This window comes from Lachnospiraceae bacterium JLR.KK002 (genome assembly GCA_036941025.1).
In the GTDB taxonomy this organism is placed as follows: domain Bacteria; phylum Bacillota; class Clostridia; order Lachnospirales; family Lachnospiraceae; genus Petralouisia.
Genome location: JAYMNP010000001.1, coordinates 2,091,663 through 2,111,051, shown reverse-complemented (window position 1 = coordinate 2,111,051; position 19,389 = coordinate 2,091,663). Strand labels below are relative to the sequence as shown.

General features: G+C 41.8%; 18 protein-coding genes and 1 pseudogene. 13 read left to right on the top strand and 6 right to left on the bottom strand.

Annotated features, from left to right (window positions below; all coding sequences use genetic code 11):
• The first annotated feature begins 447 nt into the window (after positions 1–447).
• The 11 genes from VSQ32_10150 (at position 448) to VSQ32_10100 (ending at position 10,719) form a co-directional block, all read left to right on the top strand.
• On the top strand, positions 448–1,650 hold the full coding sequence (locus tag VSQ32_10150; protein ID MEH2943209.1) for an IS110 family transposase: 1,203 nt from the start codon (positions 448–450) through the stop codon (positions 1,648–1,650).
• Between the two features lie 397 nt (positions 1,651–2,047).
• Positions 2,048–3,250: an IS110 family transposase gene (locus VSQ32_10145; GenBank protein MEH2943208.1), complete on the top strand. Its 1,203-nt coding sequence runs from the start codon at positions 2,048–2,050 to the stop codon at positions 3,248–3,250.
• A 452-nt stretch (positions 3,251–3,702) separates the two neighbouring features.
• Entirely contained in the window at positions 3,703–4,128 is a 426-nt protein-coding gene (locus VSQ32_10140; GenBank protein ID MEH2943207.1) for a sigma-70 family RNA polymerase sigma factor, read from the top strand.
• 203 nt (positions 4,129–4,331) lie between these two features.
• Complete coding sequence (locus VSQ32_10135) at positions 4,332–4,781, top strand: DUF6194 family protein (protein MEH2943206.1); 450 nt, start codon at positions 4,332–4,334, stop codon at positions 4,779–4,781.
• Between the two features lie 464 nt (positions 4,782–5,245).
• Complete coding sequence (locus tag VSQ32_10130; GenBank protein MEH2943205.1) at positions 5,246–5,614, top strand: hypothetical protein; 369 nt, start codon at positions 5,246–5,248, stop codon at positions 5,612–5,614.
• The gene (locus VSQ32_10125) at positions 5,605–6,969 is read left to right on the top strand and encodes a relaxase/mobilization nuclease domain-containing protein (protein ID MEH2943204.1); all 1,365 of its coding nucleotides are present in this window, start codon (positions 5,605–5,607) and stop codon (positions 6,967–6,969) included. Before VSQ32_10130 ends, VSQ32_10125 begins: the two co-directional genes overlap by 10 nt.
• Positions 6,966–7,268 carry a hypothetical protein gene (locus VSQ32_10120; protein ID MEH2943203.1) on the top strand — a complete coding sequence of 101 codons (303 nt, stop codon included), beginning with the start codon at positions 6,966–6,968 and terminating at the stop codon, positions 7,266–7,268. Before VSQ32_10125 ends, VSQ32_10120 begins: the two co-directional genes overlap by 4 nt.
• Positions 7,269–7,376: 108 nt before the next feature.
• On the top strand, positions 7,377–9,035 hold the full coding sequence (locus VSQ32_10115; protein MEH2943202.1) for a DUF4368 domain-containing protein: 1,659 nt from the start codon (positions 7,377–7,379) through the stop codon (positions 9,033–9,035).
• A 149-nt stretch (positions 9,036–9,184) separates the two neighbouring features.
• Positions 9,185–9,832 (top strand): abortive infection system antitoxin AbiGi family protein, encoded by a 648-nt coding sequence (locus VSQ32_10110; GenBank protein MEH2943201.1) that lies wholly within the window; start codon positions 9,185–9,187, stop codon positions 9,830–9,832.
• Between the two features lie 197 nt (positions 9,833–10,029).
• Positions 10,030–10,158 carry a DUF3848 domain-containing protein gene (locus VSQ32_10105; GenBank protein ID MEH2943200.1) on the top strand — a complete coding sequence of 43 codons (129 nt, stop codon included), beginning with the start codon at positions 10,030–10,032 and terminating at the stop codon, positions 10,156–10,158.
• Between the two features lie 75 nt (positions 10,159–10,233).
• Positions 10,234–10,719 (top strand): type II toxin-antitoxin system antitoxin SocA domain-containing protein, encoded by a 486-nt coding sequence (locus VSQ32_10100; protein MEH2943199.1) that lies wholly within the window; start codon positions 10,234–10,236, stop codon positions 10,717–10,719.
• Between the two features lie 181 nt (positions 10,720–10,900).
• Here VSQ32_10100 and tnpA read toward each other — a convergent pair whose 3' ends face one another.
• Positions 10,901–11,335: an IS200/IS605 family transposase gene (gene tnpA, locus VSQ32_10095; GenBank protein MEH2943198.1), complete on the bottom strand. Its 435-nt coding sequence runs from the start codon at positions 11,333–11,335 to the stop codon at positions 10,901–10,903.
• Positions 11,336–11,598: 263 nt separating this feature from the next.
• On the opposite strand from tnpA, the gene VSQ32_10090 reads away from it, so the two are divergent.
• A complete protein-coding gene (locus VSQ32_10090; GenBank protein MEH2943197.1) occupies positions 11,599–12,153 on the top strand; it encodes a hypothetical protein in 555 nt (184 codons plus the stop codon).
• Positions 12,154–12,500: 347 nt separating this feature from the next.
• On the top strand, positions 12,501–13,946 hold the full coding sequence (locus VSQ32_10085) for an IS5 family transposase (protein MEH2943196.1): 1,446 nt from the start codon (positions 12,501–12,503) through the stop codon (positions 13,944–13,946).
• Between the two features lie 236 nt (positions 13,947–14,182).
• Here the strand turns inward: VSQ32_10085 and VSQ32_10080 are convergent.
• The 5 genes and pseudogenes from VSQ32_10080 to VSQ32_10060 form a co-directional block, all read right to left on the bottom strand.
• Positions 14,183–15,578, bottom strand: a pseudogene (locus VSQ32_10080) (transposase).
• Positions 15,579–15,913: 335 nt separating this feature from the next.
• On the bottom strand, positions 15,914–16,690 hold the full coding sequence (istB, locus tag VSQ32_10075; protein ID MEH2943195.1) for an IS21-like element helper ATPase IstB: 777 nt from the start codon (positions 16,688–16,690) through the stop codon (positions 15,914–15,916).
• Positions 16,691–16,698: 8 nt separating this feature from the next.
• Positions 16,699–18,237, bottom strand: a complete 1,539-nt coding sequence (istA, locus tag VSQ32_10070) for an IS21 family transposase (protein MEH2943194.1) — start codon at positions 18,235–18,237, stop codon at positions 16,699–16,701.
• Between the two features lie 165 nt (positions 18,238–18,402).
• Entirely contained in the window at positions 18,403–18,831 is a 429-nt protein-coding gene (locus VSQ32_10065; GenBank protein MEH2943193.1) for a pyridoxamine 5'-phosphate oxidase family protein, read from the bottom strand.
• Between the two features lie 21 nt (positions 18,832–18,852).
• On the bottom strand, positions 18,853–19,293 hold the full coding sequence (locus tag VSQ32_10060; GenBank protein ID MEH2943192.1) for a MarR family winged helix-turn-helix transcriptional regulator: 441 nt from the start codon (positions 19,291–19,293) through the stop codon (positions 18,853–18,855).
• Between the last annotated feature and the right edge of the window lie 96 nt (positions 19,294–19,389).

Genomic DNA, 19,389 nt, shown 5'->3' with positions numbered 1-19,389 from the left:
GACACATAGATGCAGAGCCGATAAACATGTGAGTTAATATCATAGTCTGTCGGCTCTCTTTCATTTCATATGATTTTAAGGCGAACGCCCACCAAATAAAAAAAACGGCGTGTGGCGGGCGATTTTGCTATGCCCAAAAAACTTAACAGACACTCTCCAGACCTGTTTTTAGAGTTTGGAGGGATTTTAGTACCATATAAGTGTAAGAGATAAGGCATATCAATAGTGCTTTACCTTCTGCACTTATTTTTTTATGATAAGGGAGTAATTGGTCTGGCGAAGCGATTTTTGGATTAACCACATCCGTCATAAAAACCGTCAACCATCCCTTATTATAAGCAGTCGTTTAAGCAGGTTGAAACCCGTAAGGTGCTTTCGTGTAACGAACTAAAATGAGTGGTAATAAGTGTGGATGGGACAATTACAGATTTATTTTGGAGGTTACAGATGATAAGTGTAGGAATTGATGTGTCAAAAGAAAAAAGTACCGTATGTATCTTAAAGCCTTATGGTGAGGTTGTGAGCAGGCCTTTTGAAGTCTGTCATGTGGAGAAAGAACTGTCCGAACTGACTTCCATGCTGCTGCGTCTGAATGATGACATCCGTGTGGTCATGGAAGCTACTGGGATCTACCATCTGCCTGTATTAAGCTATCTGAAAGAAAAAGGGCTGTTTGTGGCAGTGATTAATCCATTTGAGATGAAGGAATACCGCTGTCAGGGGTTAAGACGTGTGAAAACGGATAAGCAGGATGCCATTACAATCTCTAACTATGGGATTGACCATTGGTACAGGCTGAAGGACTATGAGGCAGAAGAAAGCGTCTATGCGGAGCTGAAGCTTTTGGGAAGGCAGTACCGTCACTATATGCGGATGCGTGTGGAGAGCGTGTTGGAACTGACTCATCTTCTGGACTATACGATGCCTGGGATCAAAACGCTGCTGAAAGGCTGGAATGAAACAAATGGGAAAGATAAGCTGGGGGATTTTGCGGAAGAATACTGGCATTATGACAATATCACGAAGAAACCGGAGGAACAGTTTATAGAGAGCTATCTGAAATGGGCAAAAGAGAAGGGATACCATCAGAGCCAGGATAAAGCCGTCAAGATCTATGCACTGGCAAAAGAAGGCATCCCCACAGTACCCTCCGATACCCCATCGACCAAAATGCTGGTACAGGAGGCAGTACGGGTGTTACGAGAAGTCGATAACACTCTGATGACCATTCTAACACAGATGCAGGCATTAGCCAAGAGTCTGCCGGAATATCCGGTTGTCAGGGCAATGGGAGGTGTTGGAAATGTCCTTGCGCCTAAATTGATTGCAGAGATTGGGGATGTGAGAAGATTCCATAGCGGAAAAGCCCTGATAGCCCACGCAGGAATCGACGCGCCGCCCTATCAGTCAGGGCAGTTTATGGGGACAGAGAGGAAAATATCCAAGAGAGGTTCTTCCAGCCTGCGAAAGATTGGATATGAAGTGATGAGATGTCTGAAAACCCATAAAGAGCCAGCAGACGCAGCAGTGTATAGATTTATTTTGAAGAAAGAAAAAGAAGGAAAGTCAAAACGTGCAGCAAAAATAGCGGGATTAAATAAATTCCTTAGGATTTATTATGCACGTGTGATGGAAGTATACCAGAAGTAAAAAGAACTAAAACAGCGGATACGGCAGACCGGATTTTCCACCGGTCTAATTGTCGTAGGAAAAATTCATACGAAAAATATATTTAAAAACCTGCTAAAAAGTCTTGACTTTTGTTAGCAGGTTTTTATGTTCTTTTTTAGTACCATATAAGTGTAAGAGATAAGGCATATCAATAGTGCTTTACCTTCTGCACTTATTTTTTTATGATAAGGGAGTAATTGGTCTGGCGAAGCGATTTTTGGATTAACCACATCCGTCATAAAAACCGTCAACCATCCCTTATTATAAGCAGTCGTTTAAGCAGGTTGAAACCCGTAAGGTGCTTTCGTGTAACGAACTAAAATGAGTGGTAATAAGTGTGGATGGGACAATTACAGATTTATTTTGGAGGTTACAGATGATAAGTGTAGGAATTGATGTGTCAAAAGAAAAAAGTACCGTATGTATCTTAAAGCCTTATGGTGAGGTTGTGAGCAGGCCTTTTGAAGTCTGTCATGTGGAGAAAGAACTGTCCGAACTGACTTCCATGCTGCTGCGTCTGAATGATGACATCCGTGTGGTCATGGAAGCTACTGGGATCTACCATCTGCCTGTATTAAGCTATCTGAAAGAAAAAGGGCTGTTTGTGGCAGTGATTAATCCATTTGAGATGAAGGAATACCGCTGTCAGGGGTTAAGACGTGTGAAAACGGATAAGCAGGATGCCATTACAATCTCTAACTATGGGATTGACCATTGGTACAGGCTGAAGGACTATGAGGCAGAAGAAAGCGTCTATGCGGAGCTGAAGCTTTTGGGAAGGCAGTACCGTCACTATATGCGGATGCGTGTGGAGAGCGTGTTGGAACTGACTCATCTTCTGGACTATACGATGCCTGGGATCAAAACGCTGCTGAAAGGCTGGAATGAAACAAATGGGAAAGATAAGCTGGGGGATTTTGCGGAAGAATACTGGCATTATGACAATATCACGAAGAAACCGGAGGAACAGTTTATAGAGAGCTATCTGAAATGGGCAAAAGAGAAGGGATACCATCAGAGCCAGGATAAAGCCGTCAAGATCTATGCACTGGCAAAAGAAGGCATCCCCACAGTACCCTCCGATACCCCATCGACCAAAATGCTGGTACAGGAGGCAGTACGGGTGTTACGAGAAGTCGATAACACTCTGATGACCATTCTAACACAGATGCAGGCATTAGCCAAGAGTCTGCCGGAATATCCGGTTGTCAGGGCAATGGGAGGTGTTGGAAATGTCCTTGCGCCTAAATTGATTGCAGAGATTGGGGATGTGAGAAGATTCCATAGCGGAAAAGCCCTGATAGCCCACGCAGGAATCGACGCGCCGCCCTATCAGTCAGGGCAGTTTATGGGGACAGAGAGGAAAATATCCAAGAGAGGTTCTTCCAGCCTGCGAAAGATTGGATATGAAGTGATGAGATGTCTGAAAACCCATAAAGAGCCAGCAGACGCAGCAGTGTATAGATTTATTTTGAAGAAAGAAAAAGAAGGAAAGTCAAAACGTGCAGCAAAAATAGCGGGATTAAATAAATTCCTTAGGATTTATTATGCACGTGTGATGGAAGTATACCAGAAGTAAAAAGAACTAAAACAGCGGATACGGCAGACCGGATTTTCCACCGGTCTAATTGTCGTAGGAAAAATTCATACGAAAAATATATTTAAAAACCTGCTAAAAAGTCTTGACTTTTGTTAGCAGGTTTTTATGTCCTTTTTTCGGGCAGTAACCTATCTGCTCATGCAACGCAGATTTGACTTATACATAGCATATCGGGGATTGGCAGGAAGCCAGTTAAAAAAATTATCCCCGACCATGCAAGGCTACTTCTCACCATGAAACCAGAAGTAGAATCTCAACTCAACAGAATATGTATCTCCTATAACCGTAGAGGTCACAGAGCCTTTGCGGTTTTTCTTTTGTGGTTTTTTATCGGAATGTGCCGAAGGGCTGTTTTTGCTGTTGGCTGCCGTTCGCCGCCTTTCCAATCTGGATTATTACATTTCAAAAATTTCAGATTGGAGGAAAAAAGAATGGCATACAACAACGGACGGGAGAACAGGAAATGGCTTATCTGGAAAGAAGCCGAGGAAAAAATATTGCGGGAACATGGCGTTAATGAAACCACCATTGAACAAATCCGTACTGATGACAGGGCAGACTTCAATTCCAACAGACGGTTTTACCATTGGACAAGCGACTTTGGCGAATACCTTGAGGGGATGGCAGACAAAGAACGGCATACAGAGGTAAAGACGGTTGCTGATTTACTGGACGAGATTGAGGACGAAACTCTGTATCGGGCATTGCTTGCGGTGGACAGGCGTACCCTGCAAATCATCCTGCTGAAAATGCAGGGTTATTCCACAAAGGAAATTGCCCCGCTTGTTGGATTGACAACAGGGGCTATCTATGCAAGGCTAGACCATCTGCGGAAAAAGCTGCGGAAGATTTTATAACCAGCTAATAAAGACTGCTTTTTGACGGGCTATTGGGTGGGGGATAAAAATCCCCCGCCTAATTACTAAAATTGATGAATAAAATTCCTGTCCACAGGGAATACTAAAAAATTTGCCCAAAATCTTGACACAAATATAGCCGCTATGATATTCTAAAATACTCATAGGAGAATTAGAAGTAAGACAGAAATGGAGCTGTCAGAATGACACCAGATAAAATATTGAATTACTGCCTTCAAAATCTTGAGGGAACAGTCTTAGTTGAGAGTTGGGGCGAGAAAGGGATTTTCTATAACCCAGACCATGTACTGAAGCGTGGCGTTTATATATTGACAGTTAAGGAAAAGGATGGCGATAATGACAAAGGCTCTGATTTAAACAGAGAGAACGTCTACCGTGTGAATTTGGGAATACGGAAAAGCACTTTTACGGAATTGTTTGGAACAGTCCCAAAACGTCCACCAGCGGGCGGCGTTGTAGATATGGATTACGACTTTACCGTATTGAATGAGATACTCCCCCATCCCGTCTACGCATGGATGGCGTGGATATGTGCATTGAACCCCTCTGAACAGACATTCGAGGAATTGAAACCATATATCCAAGAATCCTATGAGTATGCAAAGGAGAAATTTAAGAAACGCAGGAAGTAATCTTGAAGATTGAAAATTAAATAGCACATAGATGGAAGAATGGAATGTCAGCCAATGGATAAAGCTGACTGTCGCCGAACGTAAGCCGTCCTTTTCGGCTGGCGTATGGCAGCAAGGTTTTGAATCCCAAAGCCGTTACATAGCATTGCGAATCCGAACAGGAGAAAATACTCCTGTCGTTCGTAGTGCAGTGTAGCGGCTTTTTCATTTATCCAAAAGTTAAGAGAAACCGAATCCAGAACGGAGGTGGAAAGGACATAGGATTTTCTTTTCGGAGGGTAAGACAGGTATGGAAGATGTCGGCTACACAGAAAAATGCTCTGCGGAGTTGTCCACAGAGATAGCGAGCATCGGATTGTGTCAGCCACAATCCAATCCACAGCCTAAAGGCGTGTGGACTTCACCCAGGGAACAGCCCCTGTCTGCCCCGAAGAAAGAAAAATAAGACTGGAGGATTAAGGAAAATGAGCAAAGAAAAATCAGAAAAGGACGTGCGGAATGTCCCGATTACCGTCCGACTGAACGAGGAAGAACATGAAAAATTAAAGCAGTGCGCCGCCGCTTGCGGTCTGTCCGCAGCAGAATTTATGCGCCAGTTATGCAAAGGAAACGCCCCGCAGTCACAGCCTAAAACCGAGTTTTGGGAGCTGTTAAACAGGCTCTATGAGGTGCATGACGCTTTCAAAAAATGTGTCCCCTACTATCCAACCGCCGTTGAAATCTGTAAGGAGATTGAGGATTTTATCTTAGAACTGCAACAGAAATCTACTCTCCCACAACGGTTCAGCATAGAAGAATTGACGGAACAAGGGGGCGGTCTGATATGGCGGTAACGAGCCTATGGCATGTCAAAGGGAGCATAAAAGATGTGATTGACTATATAGAAAACCCAGAAAAGACCGTGCAGAATCAAGATATGCAGGACTTCTTTGACGTGTTTTCCTATGTGGAGAATACGTCAAAAACAAATGAAGGCGAGTATGTTTCCGCTGTCAACTGTCTGAAAGAAACCGCCTTACAGCAGATGATTTTGACGAAGAAACAGTACCAAAAGACAGGCGGGTATATCGCATGGCACGGCTACCAGAGCTTCAAGCCAGACGAGGTAACGCCCGAACAATGCCACGAAATCGGATTGAAACTGGCAAGGGAAATGTGGGGTGATAAATACCAGATAATCGTTGCCACCCACCTTGACAAAGGACATCTCCACAACCATTTCTGCTTTAACTCCGTTTCTTATCTGGATGGGAGCAAATACAATTACTCAAAATCGGAGCAGAAACGGTTGCGGGAAGTGTCCGACCGCTTATGCCGAGAGTACAGTTTGTCGGTAATTGAAAACCCGAAGAAAGCACCGTCAAGACCGCTGTATCTGGACGAAAAAAGCGGAAAGCCGACACGGTACAACGTCTATCGGGAGGATTTAAGGGAGGCAATCAACGGGAGCAGGGATTTACAGCACATGATAAAATACCTTACCGATAAAGGATATGAGGTTGATTTTTCGGGCGGTCATTGGAAGATGAAGCTGCCACAGTACAAGCACTTCACAAGGTTAGACACGCTTGACGAGCGGCTGACACCCGATTTCATACGGTCATGTTTAGGCGGGACTTCCCGATATGGGAACTACAAAGCAAGAATTTCCTACTCCCCGCATATGCCAGAGCAGTACAAAAACGCATGGAAACCGCATCAGAAAACCATGGGAATTTTAGCGTTGTATTACTACTGGTGCTATCAGTTAGGGATATTCCCCAAAGGCACGGACTACAAGCCGACAAGCCCGATGATGAAAGAGGAGCTGCGGAAACTGGACGAGATTACCGCACAGGTAAGGTATATGTCAAAGCATAACATCTCAACCCTCTCCGACTTACACGCCGACAGAGAGAAAAACCAGACCGAAATGAATAAACTGATTGACTACCGACAGCATTTGCGGAACAAGGTACGCCGTGCCACACCAGCCGAAAAAGAAAAAATTCGGGAAGAAAAGCAGGGCGTAACGGAGCAGATAACGGAGCTTAGGAAACGTCTGAAATATGCAGACGGGATTGAAAGACGCTCCGCACACATTGATGACTGCTTAAACCAAATCCATGATACGATTGAAAATCAGAGGTCGAATCGGCAGAAACAGCCAGTAAAAACAGACCGCAGGAGGGAGGAATCATTGCGATGAGCAGACTGTCCGAGGAAGAAATACAGGCGATTATGGAGGAATACAAGAATGTCCCTATGGTAAATCCCGACAAAATATATCCCCCTTTGCCGCCTGTCCAGAACGTCACGCCCCTTGTCCGCATCCCAGAGCCGATGAGCATTACCGAGAAAATCGGCGGCACGGAATACACCGTCAACGCCCACTTCCGAAAAGACGGGAGGGATTTGCTTGTAATGCTTACGGATATTTTTCGGCGTGGCGCACAGGGATATGGATTTTATGATAATGAGAATTGGGGTGATGATGACGGGGAATAACAGGCAGCGGAAGAATTACCGCTTTAAAGCGTTGAAGTTTGAGGACAGATGTGGTACACTGTACCTACACTTCACAATACCGTGTCTGCTGTCGGAAAGGAGAGCTTTATGAAAAGACAGCAGGAAGAATTCACGGCATTATATTGTAGATTAAGCCAAGATGATGGGCGGGAAGGTGAAAGCAACAGCATCGTAAACCAGAAAGAATATCTGATGAAATACGCAAAAGAACACGGTTTCCCTAACCCGAAATTCTATGTGGACGACGGCTATACGGGTACAAATTTTGACCGCCCAAGCTTTAAGGAAATGTCGGCGGACATTGAAAAAGGGCTTGTAAAGACCGTCATTGTCAAAGACTTATCACGCTTCGGCAGGAATTATATCGAGGTTGGCTCTTACTCCGAAATCATCTACCCCGAAGCGGGCGTGAGGTTCATCGCCATCATGGACAACGTGGACACGGGCAGCCTTGAGAGCAACGAATTTGCCGCATTTACCAACCTATTCAACGAATGGTATCCAAAAAGCACGAGCAAAAAGGTGAAGGAAGTCAAGAAAGCGAAAGGGCTTGCAGGAGAACATCTGGGACCGCCGCCATACGGATATTTACGGAATCCAGATGACAAAACCCGTTGGCTTGTGGATGAGGAAGCTGCGGCAGTTGTCCGCAGGATATTTTCACTCTGTATGCAGGGAAAGGGAATATCTGCTATTGCTGATATACTTTGGGAAGATAAAATATTAACCCCATCCGCATATAAGGCTTCAAAAGGATTAGAAGCGGCAATCGTGTCAGGAAACCCATATAATTGGGAATCTACCACAGTAGCATTAATTCTTGAAAACGTGGCATATATCGGTGTTACAGAAAATTTTAAATCTACCCGCTTAGGCTTTAAGAGCAAAAAGCGTATTCCTACCGCAAAAGAAATGCGGACGTATATCGAAAATGCCCACACCCCTATTATTGACAGGGAACTATGGGACAAAGTGCAGATGATACGGGTAAATAAACGCAGACCGACAAAAAACGGTGCGACAAGCATTTTCACAGGATTACTGGAATGTGCTGACTGCGGTACAAAGCTAAGCCTGCGCTCCTCAAAGAGCTATCTGTATTTCCGCTGTTCCAAATATAAAGGAAACAGCAGGAGCGGCGCATGCACACAGCATTATGTCAGAGAAGATGCCCTATACCAGTTGGTATTAAAACAACTTCAGCATTTCCTGTCCTATTTACAGCAGTTTGAAAGGGTATTTATCCGACAACAGATTGACACTACCCTTGCGGAACGCCGATACGAATTATCCGCAAAGCAGAAACAGATTGAAAAGGACGAAAAGCGCATGGAAGAGCTTGACCGCCTGTTCCGTAAAATCTATGAGGATAATGTCAATGGAAAGTTGAATGACGAACGCTTTTACAAGCTGTCAGATGGATATGAAGCCGAGCAGGAACAGCTAAAACAGGAAATCGAAGCCTTGAAAGCCGAAGTCAGTGAAGCCGACACAGAAGCAACCAATGTTTCCAAGCTGATAGCCGTTACCAAAAAATATACCCGTATTGACGAGCTAACGCCCGAAATTTTAAATACTTTTGTGGATAAAATCATAGTCCACGAATGCGAGAAAAAAGACGGGAAACGGACACAGGATATTGACATCTACTATTCCTATGTCGGGATTGTAGATATTCCAACGGATGAAGAAATGCGGGAAATGGAACGTGAATACGGAAAACGTACCAAACGTCAAACCGCCTAAATATAGGCGTGGCAGGAGAAAATCTATGCTCCTGCCCATACATATCTATTTTTATCCTTATCTGGTATCAATCAAGTTCAAATTTTTTATATCATTTTACAAGAAATATTGATGTATTGATTTCTATATTAAAAGAAGGATTTTGGCCAATGACAGCCATTGAAGATATATCATTTATGATGCCAGAATATAAAGAAGCGAGAGTTGGGATTCCGATGGTTTGTTTTACGGATATACCAATTAAGTTAGCAGATGAGCATAGAAAAGAATATGGCTTATTTGGACTTGGAATGAAAAAAGAATGGGGTATAAAAAAAGGACTCAATCCAATTAGTTATATGATAAAAGGTTCTGAAATATATAATGCATATAATCACTTACAATGGGTTGTAGTGCAAAATGCATTAAAATTAGATGATGAAAATATGGATAGACCTAATGCGCTTGAATTGATGGACGCTTTTATGAACTATGCTGGATTTCTTAAAGAATACAGTCATGATATGACATTAAATTCTAAACCATTCTATGATGAACGAGAATGGAGATATTTACCACCGTTTAAGGATACTGGCGTTAAAATAGATGGTTATTGTAATCGACTTATGCCAGAAACAGTGGATAATGAGAAAGAAAAAGAAAAATTAAATAATCATATGATACAGAGATATACTCTAAAATTTACGCTTGATGATTTGGAAACTATAATAGTACCAAATCAGGAAAGTGCATCTTTATTGTGTTATGAGTTAAAAGATAATTTCAGATTATATGAAAATAAAATATTGATTCAATAAAGAAGAAACCAAATAAATAATTAGTATTTAGACATAGAAATTGAAATTAATAGCTCTACTTCTTCCAATTGCTATTTACTTTTTATTACAATTTTATAATATTTTACATAGCCGAGAGGTTTTCACAATGAAAATCCCTCAGCATATTTTATTTTCAAGGAGGTGTGTGATTAGATTACCAAAAGTACAGACAGTCCCTGAATCAAAACCTGGCTGAAAAAGTACAGCGTGAGCTTGCCGATTTCCGTGAGGACAACCTAAGCAAAAGCACGCAGGAGATTTACGATGCCGCATATCAAATCATCATAGTGGATTGGATAACATAAAAATTTATTAAAAGTTACCACAAATCCTATAAAAAGTGATATAATAAGTATTCACAAAGGAAGGAGGTCAAGATAATGAGCTACAACGTATTAGATGTTTGCCGTCATGTGATAAATTATAGTAATGAGAACGATTATGGCATTTCCAATCTTAAACTCCAGAAAGTGCTTTATTTCATACAAGCTTATTTTTTGACGAATAAAAAAGACCACACTCTTTGTTTTGATGAAAAAATTGAGGCATGGGATTTTGGCCCTGTTGTGCCAGAAGCATATCATGAGTATAAGCAATATGGAAGTGGAGATATTCCCACTGTCAAATCTTATATTGTATTAGTCGAGGATGATATTTGGAATTCTAAGAGAGTTTGTTTTCATGATGACATTATTTTAGATGAAGACAAGTCACTCATAGATAAGGTTATAGATAAGTTTTCAGAATATTCTGCTACTGACCTTGTATCATTAACGCATAAACAGTCACCATGGATTGATGCTTATGTTCCATATCAAAACAATGAGATTACAATTGAGGCAATAAGGGAGTATTTTAATGGCTGATGATGGTTTGGATGTGCTGCTTCGAACAACGGATAACACAACAATGTCTTTGGAGCAGTCAAAAAAATTCAATAATACTAAAAGAAAACTGAACCACTACCGGCTAAAGCCGGTAGGTTCAACATGCTGCTAAAGCAGCCTAAAGTTGTGCATGCTGCAAGTTATCGGTATCCCATTACTTTTATCCTATCTCAAAGTTATCAGAATTGCTCCTCTCTTGCAGATCTTGATTCTTGATATACTCCTTGATGATTTCATCTGTTACATTTCCACTGCTTGCTACAAAATAGCCTCTTGCCCACAAGTGTTGACCCCAGAATTGCTTATTTAATTCTTTATATTCCATCTGCAATTTTCGCGACGTATTCCCTTTTATATACTGTACCAACTTACTCGCTGACAAATGCGGCGGAACGGATACCAACAGATGGATATGGTCATTTCCAACATGTCCTGCCAGTATTTCTACTTCATTGCTCTGGCAGATGATTCTGATGAGTTCTCTTGTTCTTATCGCTATTTTTCCTGTTATCACTGGTTTTCGATATTTTGTTATCCAGACTAAATGGTACTTGATATCGTATGTGCAATGTGCTGACTTTCTGTAATTTTCCATTTCTTTCACCTCAAGTTTAGTATCTCTGTTTTCACCTTTTCTAAACTTGAAGCTATGGGGTTTACCTAAAGGTTTCGCCTAAAGGCGAGGGTTTTAACCCCATTATACAGACAATAAATGCAATTTGTAAAGCATTAACACTAGAAACGAAAAAATATGACCCGCAGAAGACAGTTGAAAACATCAATGCTTATATTGCATCACCTAATAAGTTAGACAGGATACTATATTCAGAGATAAGCAATTATGTTTTTTCATTAGAAATGGCACAACGAGGTATTTTTGCAACTAATCTAGAAAAATTGTTGTTATATTCTTTGGACGAAAATAATAATGTTGCAGAGGATAGTAAAAAATTGATAGTTAAAATTTATGACCATTTTCAACTTGCGTTGCATCAGATAGAAAATGTTAATAATATTTTTGCTAACAGTATCAAGGAAGCCAAGGAAAACTTGCAAAAGGAAATTAAAAGTGTTGAAAAAGAGTATATATCCATACTGGGAATTTTTGCAGCTATTGTATTGGCTTTTGTAGGTGGTATTACATTTTCTACATCTGTTTTGCAAAACATATCAATGGTAAGTATATTCAGATTATTGTTAGTGATTGATTTTTTGGCATTTATTCTTATCAATACCATTTATATTTTAGTTAAGTTTATTTTTACAATAAATGAGAAGAATACAAATTTTTTTAACGTTAAAGCATTGAATATTGCGTGTCTAGTTATCACGTTTGTCATAATAGTTGCATGGTTGTTGAATGCTAATCAATTACCTGATTTTATATCTGAATTTCTGCCTTGGAGCAAATAACAAATGCTCATCTTGTAAATGTTCGCTATCGTGAGAGAAAGAGGCTTTACCTTTTTCTATCTATAAAATAGAAAATTGGGCAGCGGAACGCAAGAGAAAAATATGCGGGTGCATATGTGCTGCAGCAGGAAGCACAATCTTAAAAAACGACTTTAGAGCCAGTCGTAAAAACAGGCTCTTTTTTGCTGCCAGAAAATATATATAGTGTCTGCTGATTAGGTTTAAAACACTTGATTTTACCGACTTTTACCGCATTTTATGGTATAATACCTGCAAGGATTTTGATAAAATCAAACCGTTTTTCTTGCAGTTATTCTGCATATTTTATGTATAAAGGGGCTAAATCAATGTACAAACCTATTAACAAGTTACACCACTCGTTTCTCGATTTCAACCAGCCTATGGGACTCCACATGAACTCGGATAACCGCTGGATCAAACTGGCTGACCGAATCCCATGGGATGAATTTGAAGTAAAATATGCCAGACTGTTCCCGAGTGGTACGGGTAATGTTGCCAAGCCATTTCGGATGGCGTTAGGAGCCCTGATCATCCAGACCAAGTTCCAGTATTCTGATCGTGAACTCGTGGAACAGATCACAGAGAATCCATATCTGCAGTACTTTATCGGACTTCCCGGCTATCAGGAAGAAGCTCCGTTTGATGCAAGCACACTGGTTCTTTTTCGCAAACGCATTTCTGCTGAAATGCTGATGGAAGTAAATGAGTATCTTCTTGCTCACAAAGATGATGACAACAATACACCACCATCTTCCGGAAACTCCGGCGATAATGACGCTTTGAAAGAAGACACAAACAAAGGAACACTGACACTGGACGCAACCTGTGCACCGGCAGACATCCGTTATCCCCAGGATATTTCACTCCTGAACGAAGCAAGGGAGAAACTGGAAACCATCATTTACCGTTTTTGCAAATCCTATGGTCTTCCACTGCCAAGACGCTATAGAAGACGTGCCAGAAAAGATTATCTTTCATTTGCCAAAAGTAAAAAACATAGTGCAAAGAAAATCAGGAAGGCACTGCGCAAACAGCTTGGTTACGTTGCAAGAGACATCGGATATCTGGAAAAGTTCATGAGCGACGGATATGCGATGACAGATAAAGAAATTAGTTTGTATCTGACTATCATCACGCTGTACGAGCAGCAGAAGTACATGTACGATAACAAAGTACACTCAGTGGAACATCGTATCGTAAGCATCTCGCAGCCATGGCTTCGTCCTATTGTCAGGGGGAAAGTAAAAGCCCCAGTTGAATTTGGTGCAAAGTTTGATCTAAGCCTTGACAGTGAAGGATACGGACGCATCGAAAAAATATCGTTTGAAGCATATAACGAGAGCACCTGCCTGATTGAAGCGGTAGAACGCTTCAAGGAACGCACCGGTTATTATCCGAAACGTGTGCTGGCAGATCAGATATACCGGACCAGAGAAAACAGGAGTTATTGCAAAGAGCATGGGATCCGTCTGTCAGGACCAAAACTGGGCAGACCAAGTGCTGCAGTAAAAGTTGATAAAAAACAAGAGTATCAGGATAATACTGACAGAATCGAAGTGGAACGTACTTTTAGCTTAAGCAAACGCTGCTATGGCATGGACTGTATTACCACCAAGCTGGAGGAAACGCAGTTAACTTCTGTCGCATTATCTGTATTTGTGATGAATCTATTCAAGATTCAGAGGCGAATACTTTATGCTCTTTTGTATCTGATCCGATTTTGGTGTAACTGGAGCAGATGTAAGAGTTGGAAGTTGCAAATATTTGCTTAATCAGCAGACACTATATAGGTAATTGCGAAACAAGTTCAAAATCTTGATTCCAATAGGGCAAAGGCCCGGTTGAGCCGGACTTACAGGAGGTGGATGTGGATAACAAGGATTTTAAGACATGAAAACAAAGCAGATAAGGATATCTGCCCGTGAAATGGTATGCGGTATGTAAGGTTATGCAATCAGAGGTTTTAAACTGCGGATATATTCATGCCTGTGCAGTTTATCAGCCACCATTACAGTAATAAGCTGGGTAATCCCGGCGAGAAGCAGGTCAGCATGAAGCGTTTTTTCATTCTGCGTTTTACGCCCGGCAACACAGAAGCTGTCCTTGAAATGGTTGATTGATTTCTCAACATTTACTCTGATCTTATAGGTGGAATCCCATTCGGCCGTACTACGGAGCGTACCAGGATAGGCGCGCAGGTTTTTCTCGGGATAAATATAAAACATCCTGCCGCAGGGGGATTCAGTACAGGGATTTTCACAGTGGCAGACGCGTTTGCTCTTACCGGTTGATTTATCATATTCCCATTTCATTTTCGGGCATACAAACTTCATGGTTGGCAGTCCGCAGCGGAGATGGGATTTGCTTCCTTCCCGTTTCATTGGAAGGGATGGGTCTTTGGGGCAGCAGGGGATGCCGTCCTTATTCAGCGGGCAGTCGGATTTTGGAAGGGAGATTCTGCCGTTGAGGGGAATGTAAGCCTGCTCAAAGGAAGCTTCCTGTAACAGGTATTTGTAGATTTCAATGGAATCAAATGCGGCGTCTCCCAGAAAAGTTTTCGGATTGATAAGCGGATGCTTGCGAAAGAAATCCTTTAAAGTGGGAATCAATGCCCTGGAATCGGCAAGACTCTTATCTTCATCCGGGGAATCAGATTTTTTTCCAACAATGATGTCAGGATGAGCCGCAAGAAAGTCCTTGTTATAAAAGGAAATATCCCGGACAATGCCGAGTCCGTTGGTAATAATGCCGAATTTATAAGCATAACAGAAATGCCCGTTAATGTACATCTGCTGAATGGCTGGACTGGCGGCAGCATGGGAAGGCATGGAGCCGTAGGCGGCTTTATAAGGGTCAAAGGAATCGGCCATCCCTTTTGCTTTTTTGAAGGCTTTCAGCTGTTTGATGATACGGTTGGCATATTTGGGATTGTTTTCTGTAACCCATGCCTCAATGCCGGAGGTGTCAAAGAGAAGCATGGAAGCTTTCTGTGTATCAATACAATGGCAGATCGGTTCGGTCAAGTCAGCAAGATGATCGAACATGGATTGTAAGTCCGATAAAAAATCCTGTTTGAACCGGGTGAATTTAGAGGCATCCGGGACAACATCAAACCCACAGAAGTCCCGCAGTTCCTGGGAGTATTTCAGGAATATGATCAGCAGGGATGTTGTTGGGATTGAGAAGATAAGCTGTAATAACAGAGCCCTGAGCATTGGATAAAGCAGATGCTTACGGGGCCTGCCAGTGGCAGCATGGAAATGAGAAATAAAGGACACTGGGACCATTTCATCTAAGTTGATGGTATTTTCGAGAAGTGCAAGGAACTGATATTTATCATTATCAAATTTATTTTGGCAATCGGTAAAAATATCTGCCAAAGAGAGCTGTTTATGTGTTATCATATAGATACGACTCCTTTACTGGTGGATATGGATAATTGTTACTGGACATTTCAATTATACCACAGACCAGTGAGGAGTTGTTTTATTTTGTAACAAAGAGAATCCCGTATTTATGTGGGTTCTGGCGTTTCGCAAACGCCTAAGAAAATATATAAGATGAAAGGGGAAGTCAAACATGGCGGAATTATGTGATTTAGTGGAAGTAGTGTAACCGCCAAATAATACCGCGGTCAAATATAAAATTACCCCAACCTGAATATTCTTGTGCGATGAAATCGCACTTCCGGAAGTCTGGAAATCAGATGTCCGGGAAGTGGAAATCATCTTATGCAAGTTTACTCGCGTAATGTTTTGTCTAATCCATAGACCTCACGCATTGAGATGTCATGCTCGGCATCAATGCTTGTGATGTTGATACGATAACTGTCATGGGCAATGCGATCAATGATTGCATCTGCCAGTGGGCTGTCATTACCACCCAGTTGGTCATACCACTCCTCAAATTCATACTGGGAGCAGAAAATCGTTGAAGATTTCTTGCGTCTCCGGTGGAGCAGTTCGAAGATATCCCTTTGTTCCGAATCTGTTGGTTTCAATAGAAGCCATTCATCCAGAATCAGGACAACAGGATTGGCATACTTAGCCATGACTTTTTTGTAGCTGCCATCTGTCCGTGCCATCTCTAAGTCAATAAGCAGATCAGGAAGGCGGACATACTTGGTATTGAAATACTGCTTACAAGCCTCCATGCCAAAGGCACAGGTCATGTAAGTTTTACCACAGCCTGTAGCGCCGGTAATAAAAAGATTCCGGTGTTCAGATATATATTCGCAAGTGGCAAGTCTTCGAATCAGTTCCTTGTTCAACTTGCGCCCGGAAGTGTAGTTGATATCCATGATATTTGCTTCCGGCTGGTCGAATCCGGCATTCATGATCAGTCTATTGAGACGATTATTTTTACGACTGCTATATTCGATATCTACCAGCATACCGAATTGATCATCAAATGGAAGTTCCCTGCATTTGGGACTATCCAGCTGGTTACGGAATGCATCTGCCATAGCTGTAAGGCGCATTTCGATCAATTTATCAATTGTACTCTGATTGGTCATATGTGTATTTACCTCCGATAATAGTCGGCGCCTCTTGTGATGCCGCGTGCTTTCTGTGTGGTCTTGGTATCGGTTGTTTTTGATGCAGGCTTGTCAGAACCAGTTACAAGGATGTTTTTAATGCTCTTGTAACTCGGCGATGCTGTATAGGATAACGCCTTTTTACAGGCAGCTTCCAGCAATGCATCTGAATATTTCTCGGCAAGCTTTAGAAGTCCCATACAGCTCCGATAGGTCTGCTGTTCCACACCTTTGGAGGTCAATATCGCATTGACTGCAGTGTATGTATTTATGCCAATCCGCTCAGCCCACTTACGGAAGCGGTTGCCGTTCCATTCCAGATATTTCTGATGGTCTTCAGGCATATGCTCTGTAACAGTGCTGTACTGCCCGGTACGTCCTTTCAAACGGCGATGGGAAGCAATGCGGTTATGGTTGTAAAAAATCTCAATAGTGGTATCTGTTACCTTGACATCAACTTTCTTTTTGATGTATTCATACGGAACTGAGTATAGCATTCCGTCCACAGATATGTGATAATTGAACTGCACGGTGGCTGTTTTCCAGTCACTCAGTTCAAAACGGGTAGCAGGTAATGGTGCCAGCAATGGTTTTTCTTCCCCAAGAAATAAGCTTCGCCGACTGCCCTCTTTTTTCTGAAAGAGCCTTTGGTTGAACAGTTCGAGCTTGTCTCTGATTGCACGGTTTAATTCGGCAAGGGAAAAGAACTGTTCCTTCCGAAGTGCCGCTGTAATCCAGGCAGATATGTTTCCTACCGTTCCTTCAGCATTCGGCTTATCCTTAGGTGACCTGACACGCGCCGGAATAATAGCGGTGCCATAGTGTTCGGCCATTTCCTGATATGTTTCATTGATTTGTTGGTCCTTAAATCCACCATTATGGACAACTGCAGTTTTGCAGTTGTCCGGTACGAGTATTCTGGCAACGCCGCCAAAATATTCGTACATATGAATGTGGGCATTGATCCATGACTTCTGCTTCATATCCATACATGCTTCCACATATGCATACTGGCTGTAAGTCATCACACCAACAAATATGTAGGCTTTGATGATTTCTCCTGTATCCGGATCGATGATCGTTGCCGGATCCCCTGCCCAGTCTACTTCAACCTGTTCGCCGGGTTTGCGGTTGATATGCATGGTAGCGCGTCGTTTCTGCTCATCCTGCTGGATGTGATAGCAGAACTGGGAATACATGAGCGGTTCCTCACCATTCGCACGGCAGTCCTCCATGTATTCTGTCCACAGAAGCTTTTTACTGACTCCATTGCGGAGCAGCTCCTTATGGATGTAATTGTAGTCAGGCATACGCTTGTTAGGTGATACCCTGTTCTCCTTAGAGAACATGAGCCTTTGAAGTTCTGTGTCGGTCATTGCTTCATCAAGCGGCCATGAAAGTTTTAATTCTCTGGCACGTTTCTGAACCTTGACGACAGTTTTCTGTGCGACACCACAGCTGGCCATGATATCGCGTTGTGAGAATCCCAGTCCGGTAAGGCGAATGATTTCTCTGTACTTGGTCATAATCGTGACCTCCTTATAATGAATTTACACCAACTGGTGCATGACTCATTATAAGGTTTTTATAGATAAAGCGATTTCCTTTTTAACGGAAACGCGATTTCCGACTAAACGGATTGATGATTTCCATCCGCCGGACAGGTGATGGATTTCACCCCGGATTATTCATTACGTCAGCTCTTTCATATGGAAACTTTCTGATTTCAGATTACAATAATGTCTGCCCTTTATTGCTGTAAATTTCAGTACACTATAATCAGGGTCGGTTACACCCAGTTTGTAATACATCGTATCTCCGGTACACCATATTTCCTGTTTTATGTCATCATCCTGCAAAACTTCCATGGTGCCTGTCAGCATAATGCCTTCATACTTAAAACGTCCTTTATTGTAAAAATATATGCTTGCCTTTGGATTTTTCATAAACTGCTGTGAGCGCATAGAGGAAGTATTTGTTGAGAAATAAAAACAGTCGCCGTCTATTTTACGCGGTATAAACATGGCTTTCATATTGGGAAAACCATCTTCGTCTACAGAGGCAATAAAAGCTACTTTTTGTTTCTGAATAAATTCAATTATTTCTTCTCTTGTTTTCAACGGAAGTCCTCCTGTTTTCAATTATTTGCCTGTATGCAGATATTCTGTTAATGTATCAAGTATTCTCGTAAGATGTTGCTCAAACTGTTTCTGTTCATCCTCAGAGAAACCCTGATAAAATATTTCGTTCATCTGCTGTGATACCATTTCATATTTTTCCTGCAGAGATTTTGCATATTCTGTCAGTGATATAATAGTCTGCCGACGGTTCTGAGGATTAATATTTCTTTCTACAATTCCCTTTTTTACCATACCGTTTATGACAACAGATACGGTGTTTTTGGCAAGAGAAGTTTTTTCACTGATTTCACTGACAGTAAGATGATCCGTCTTCCACAGGATAAACAGAATTCTTCCCTGCCCGCCGCTTATTTCAATTCCATATTCCAGTAATAACCGCTCAAAGATTCTGTCCTGGAGCTGCTTTATCTGTGTGATATAGAATCCGCCTTTTGTTTCCAACCAATCGCCTCTAATCCAATTAGAACATTTCTATATAGAATAATTATAGTTTATCACAACAGAGAATAAAAAGCAACATAAAATAGTTCTTGAGTT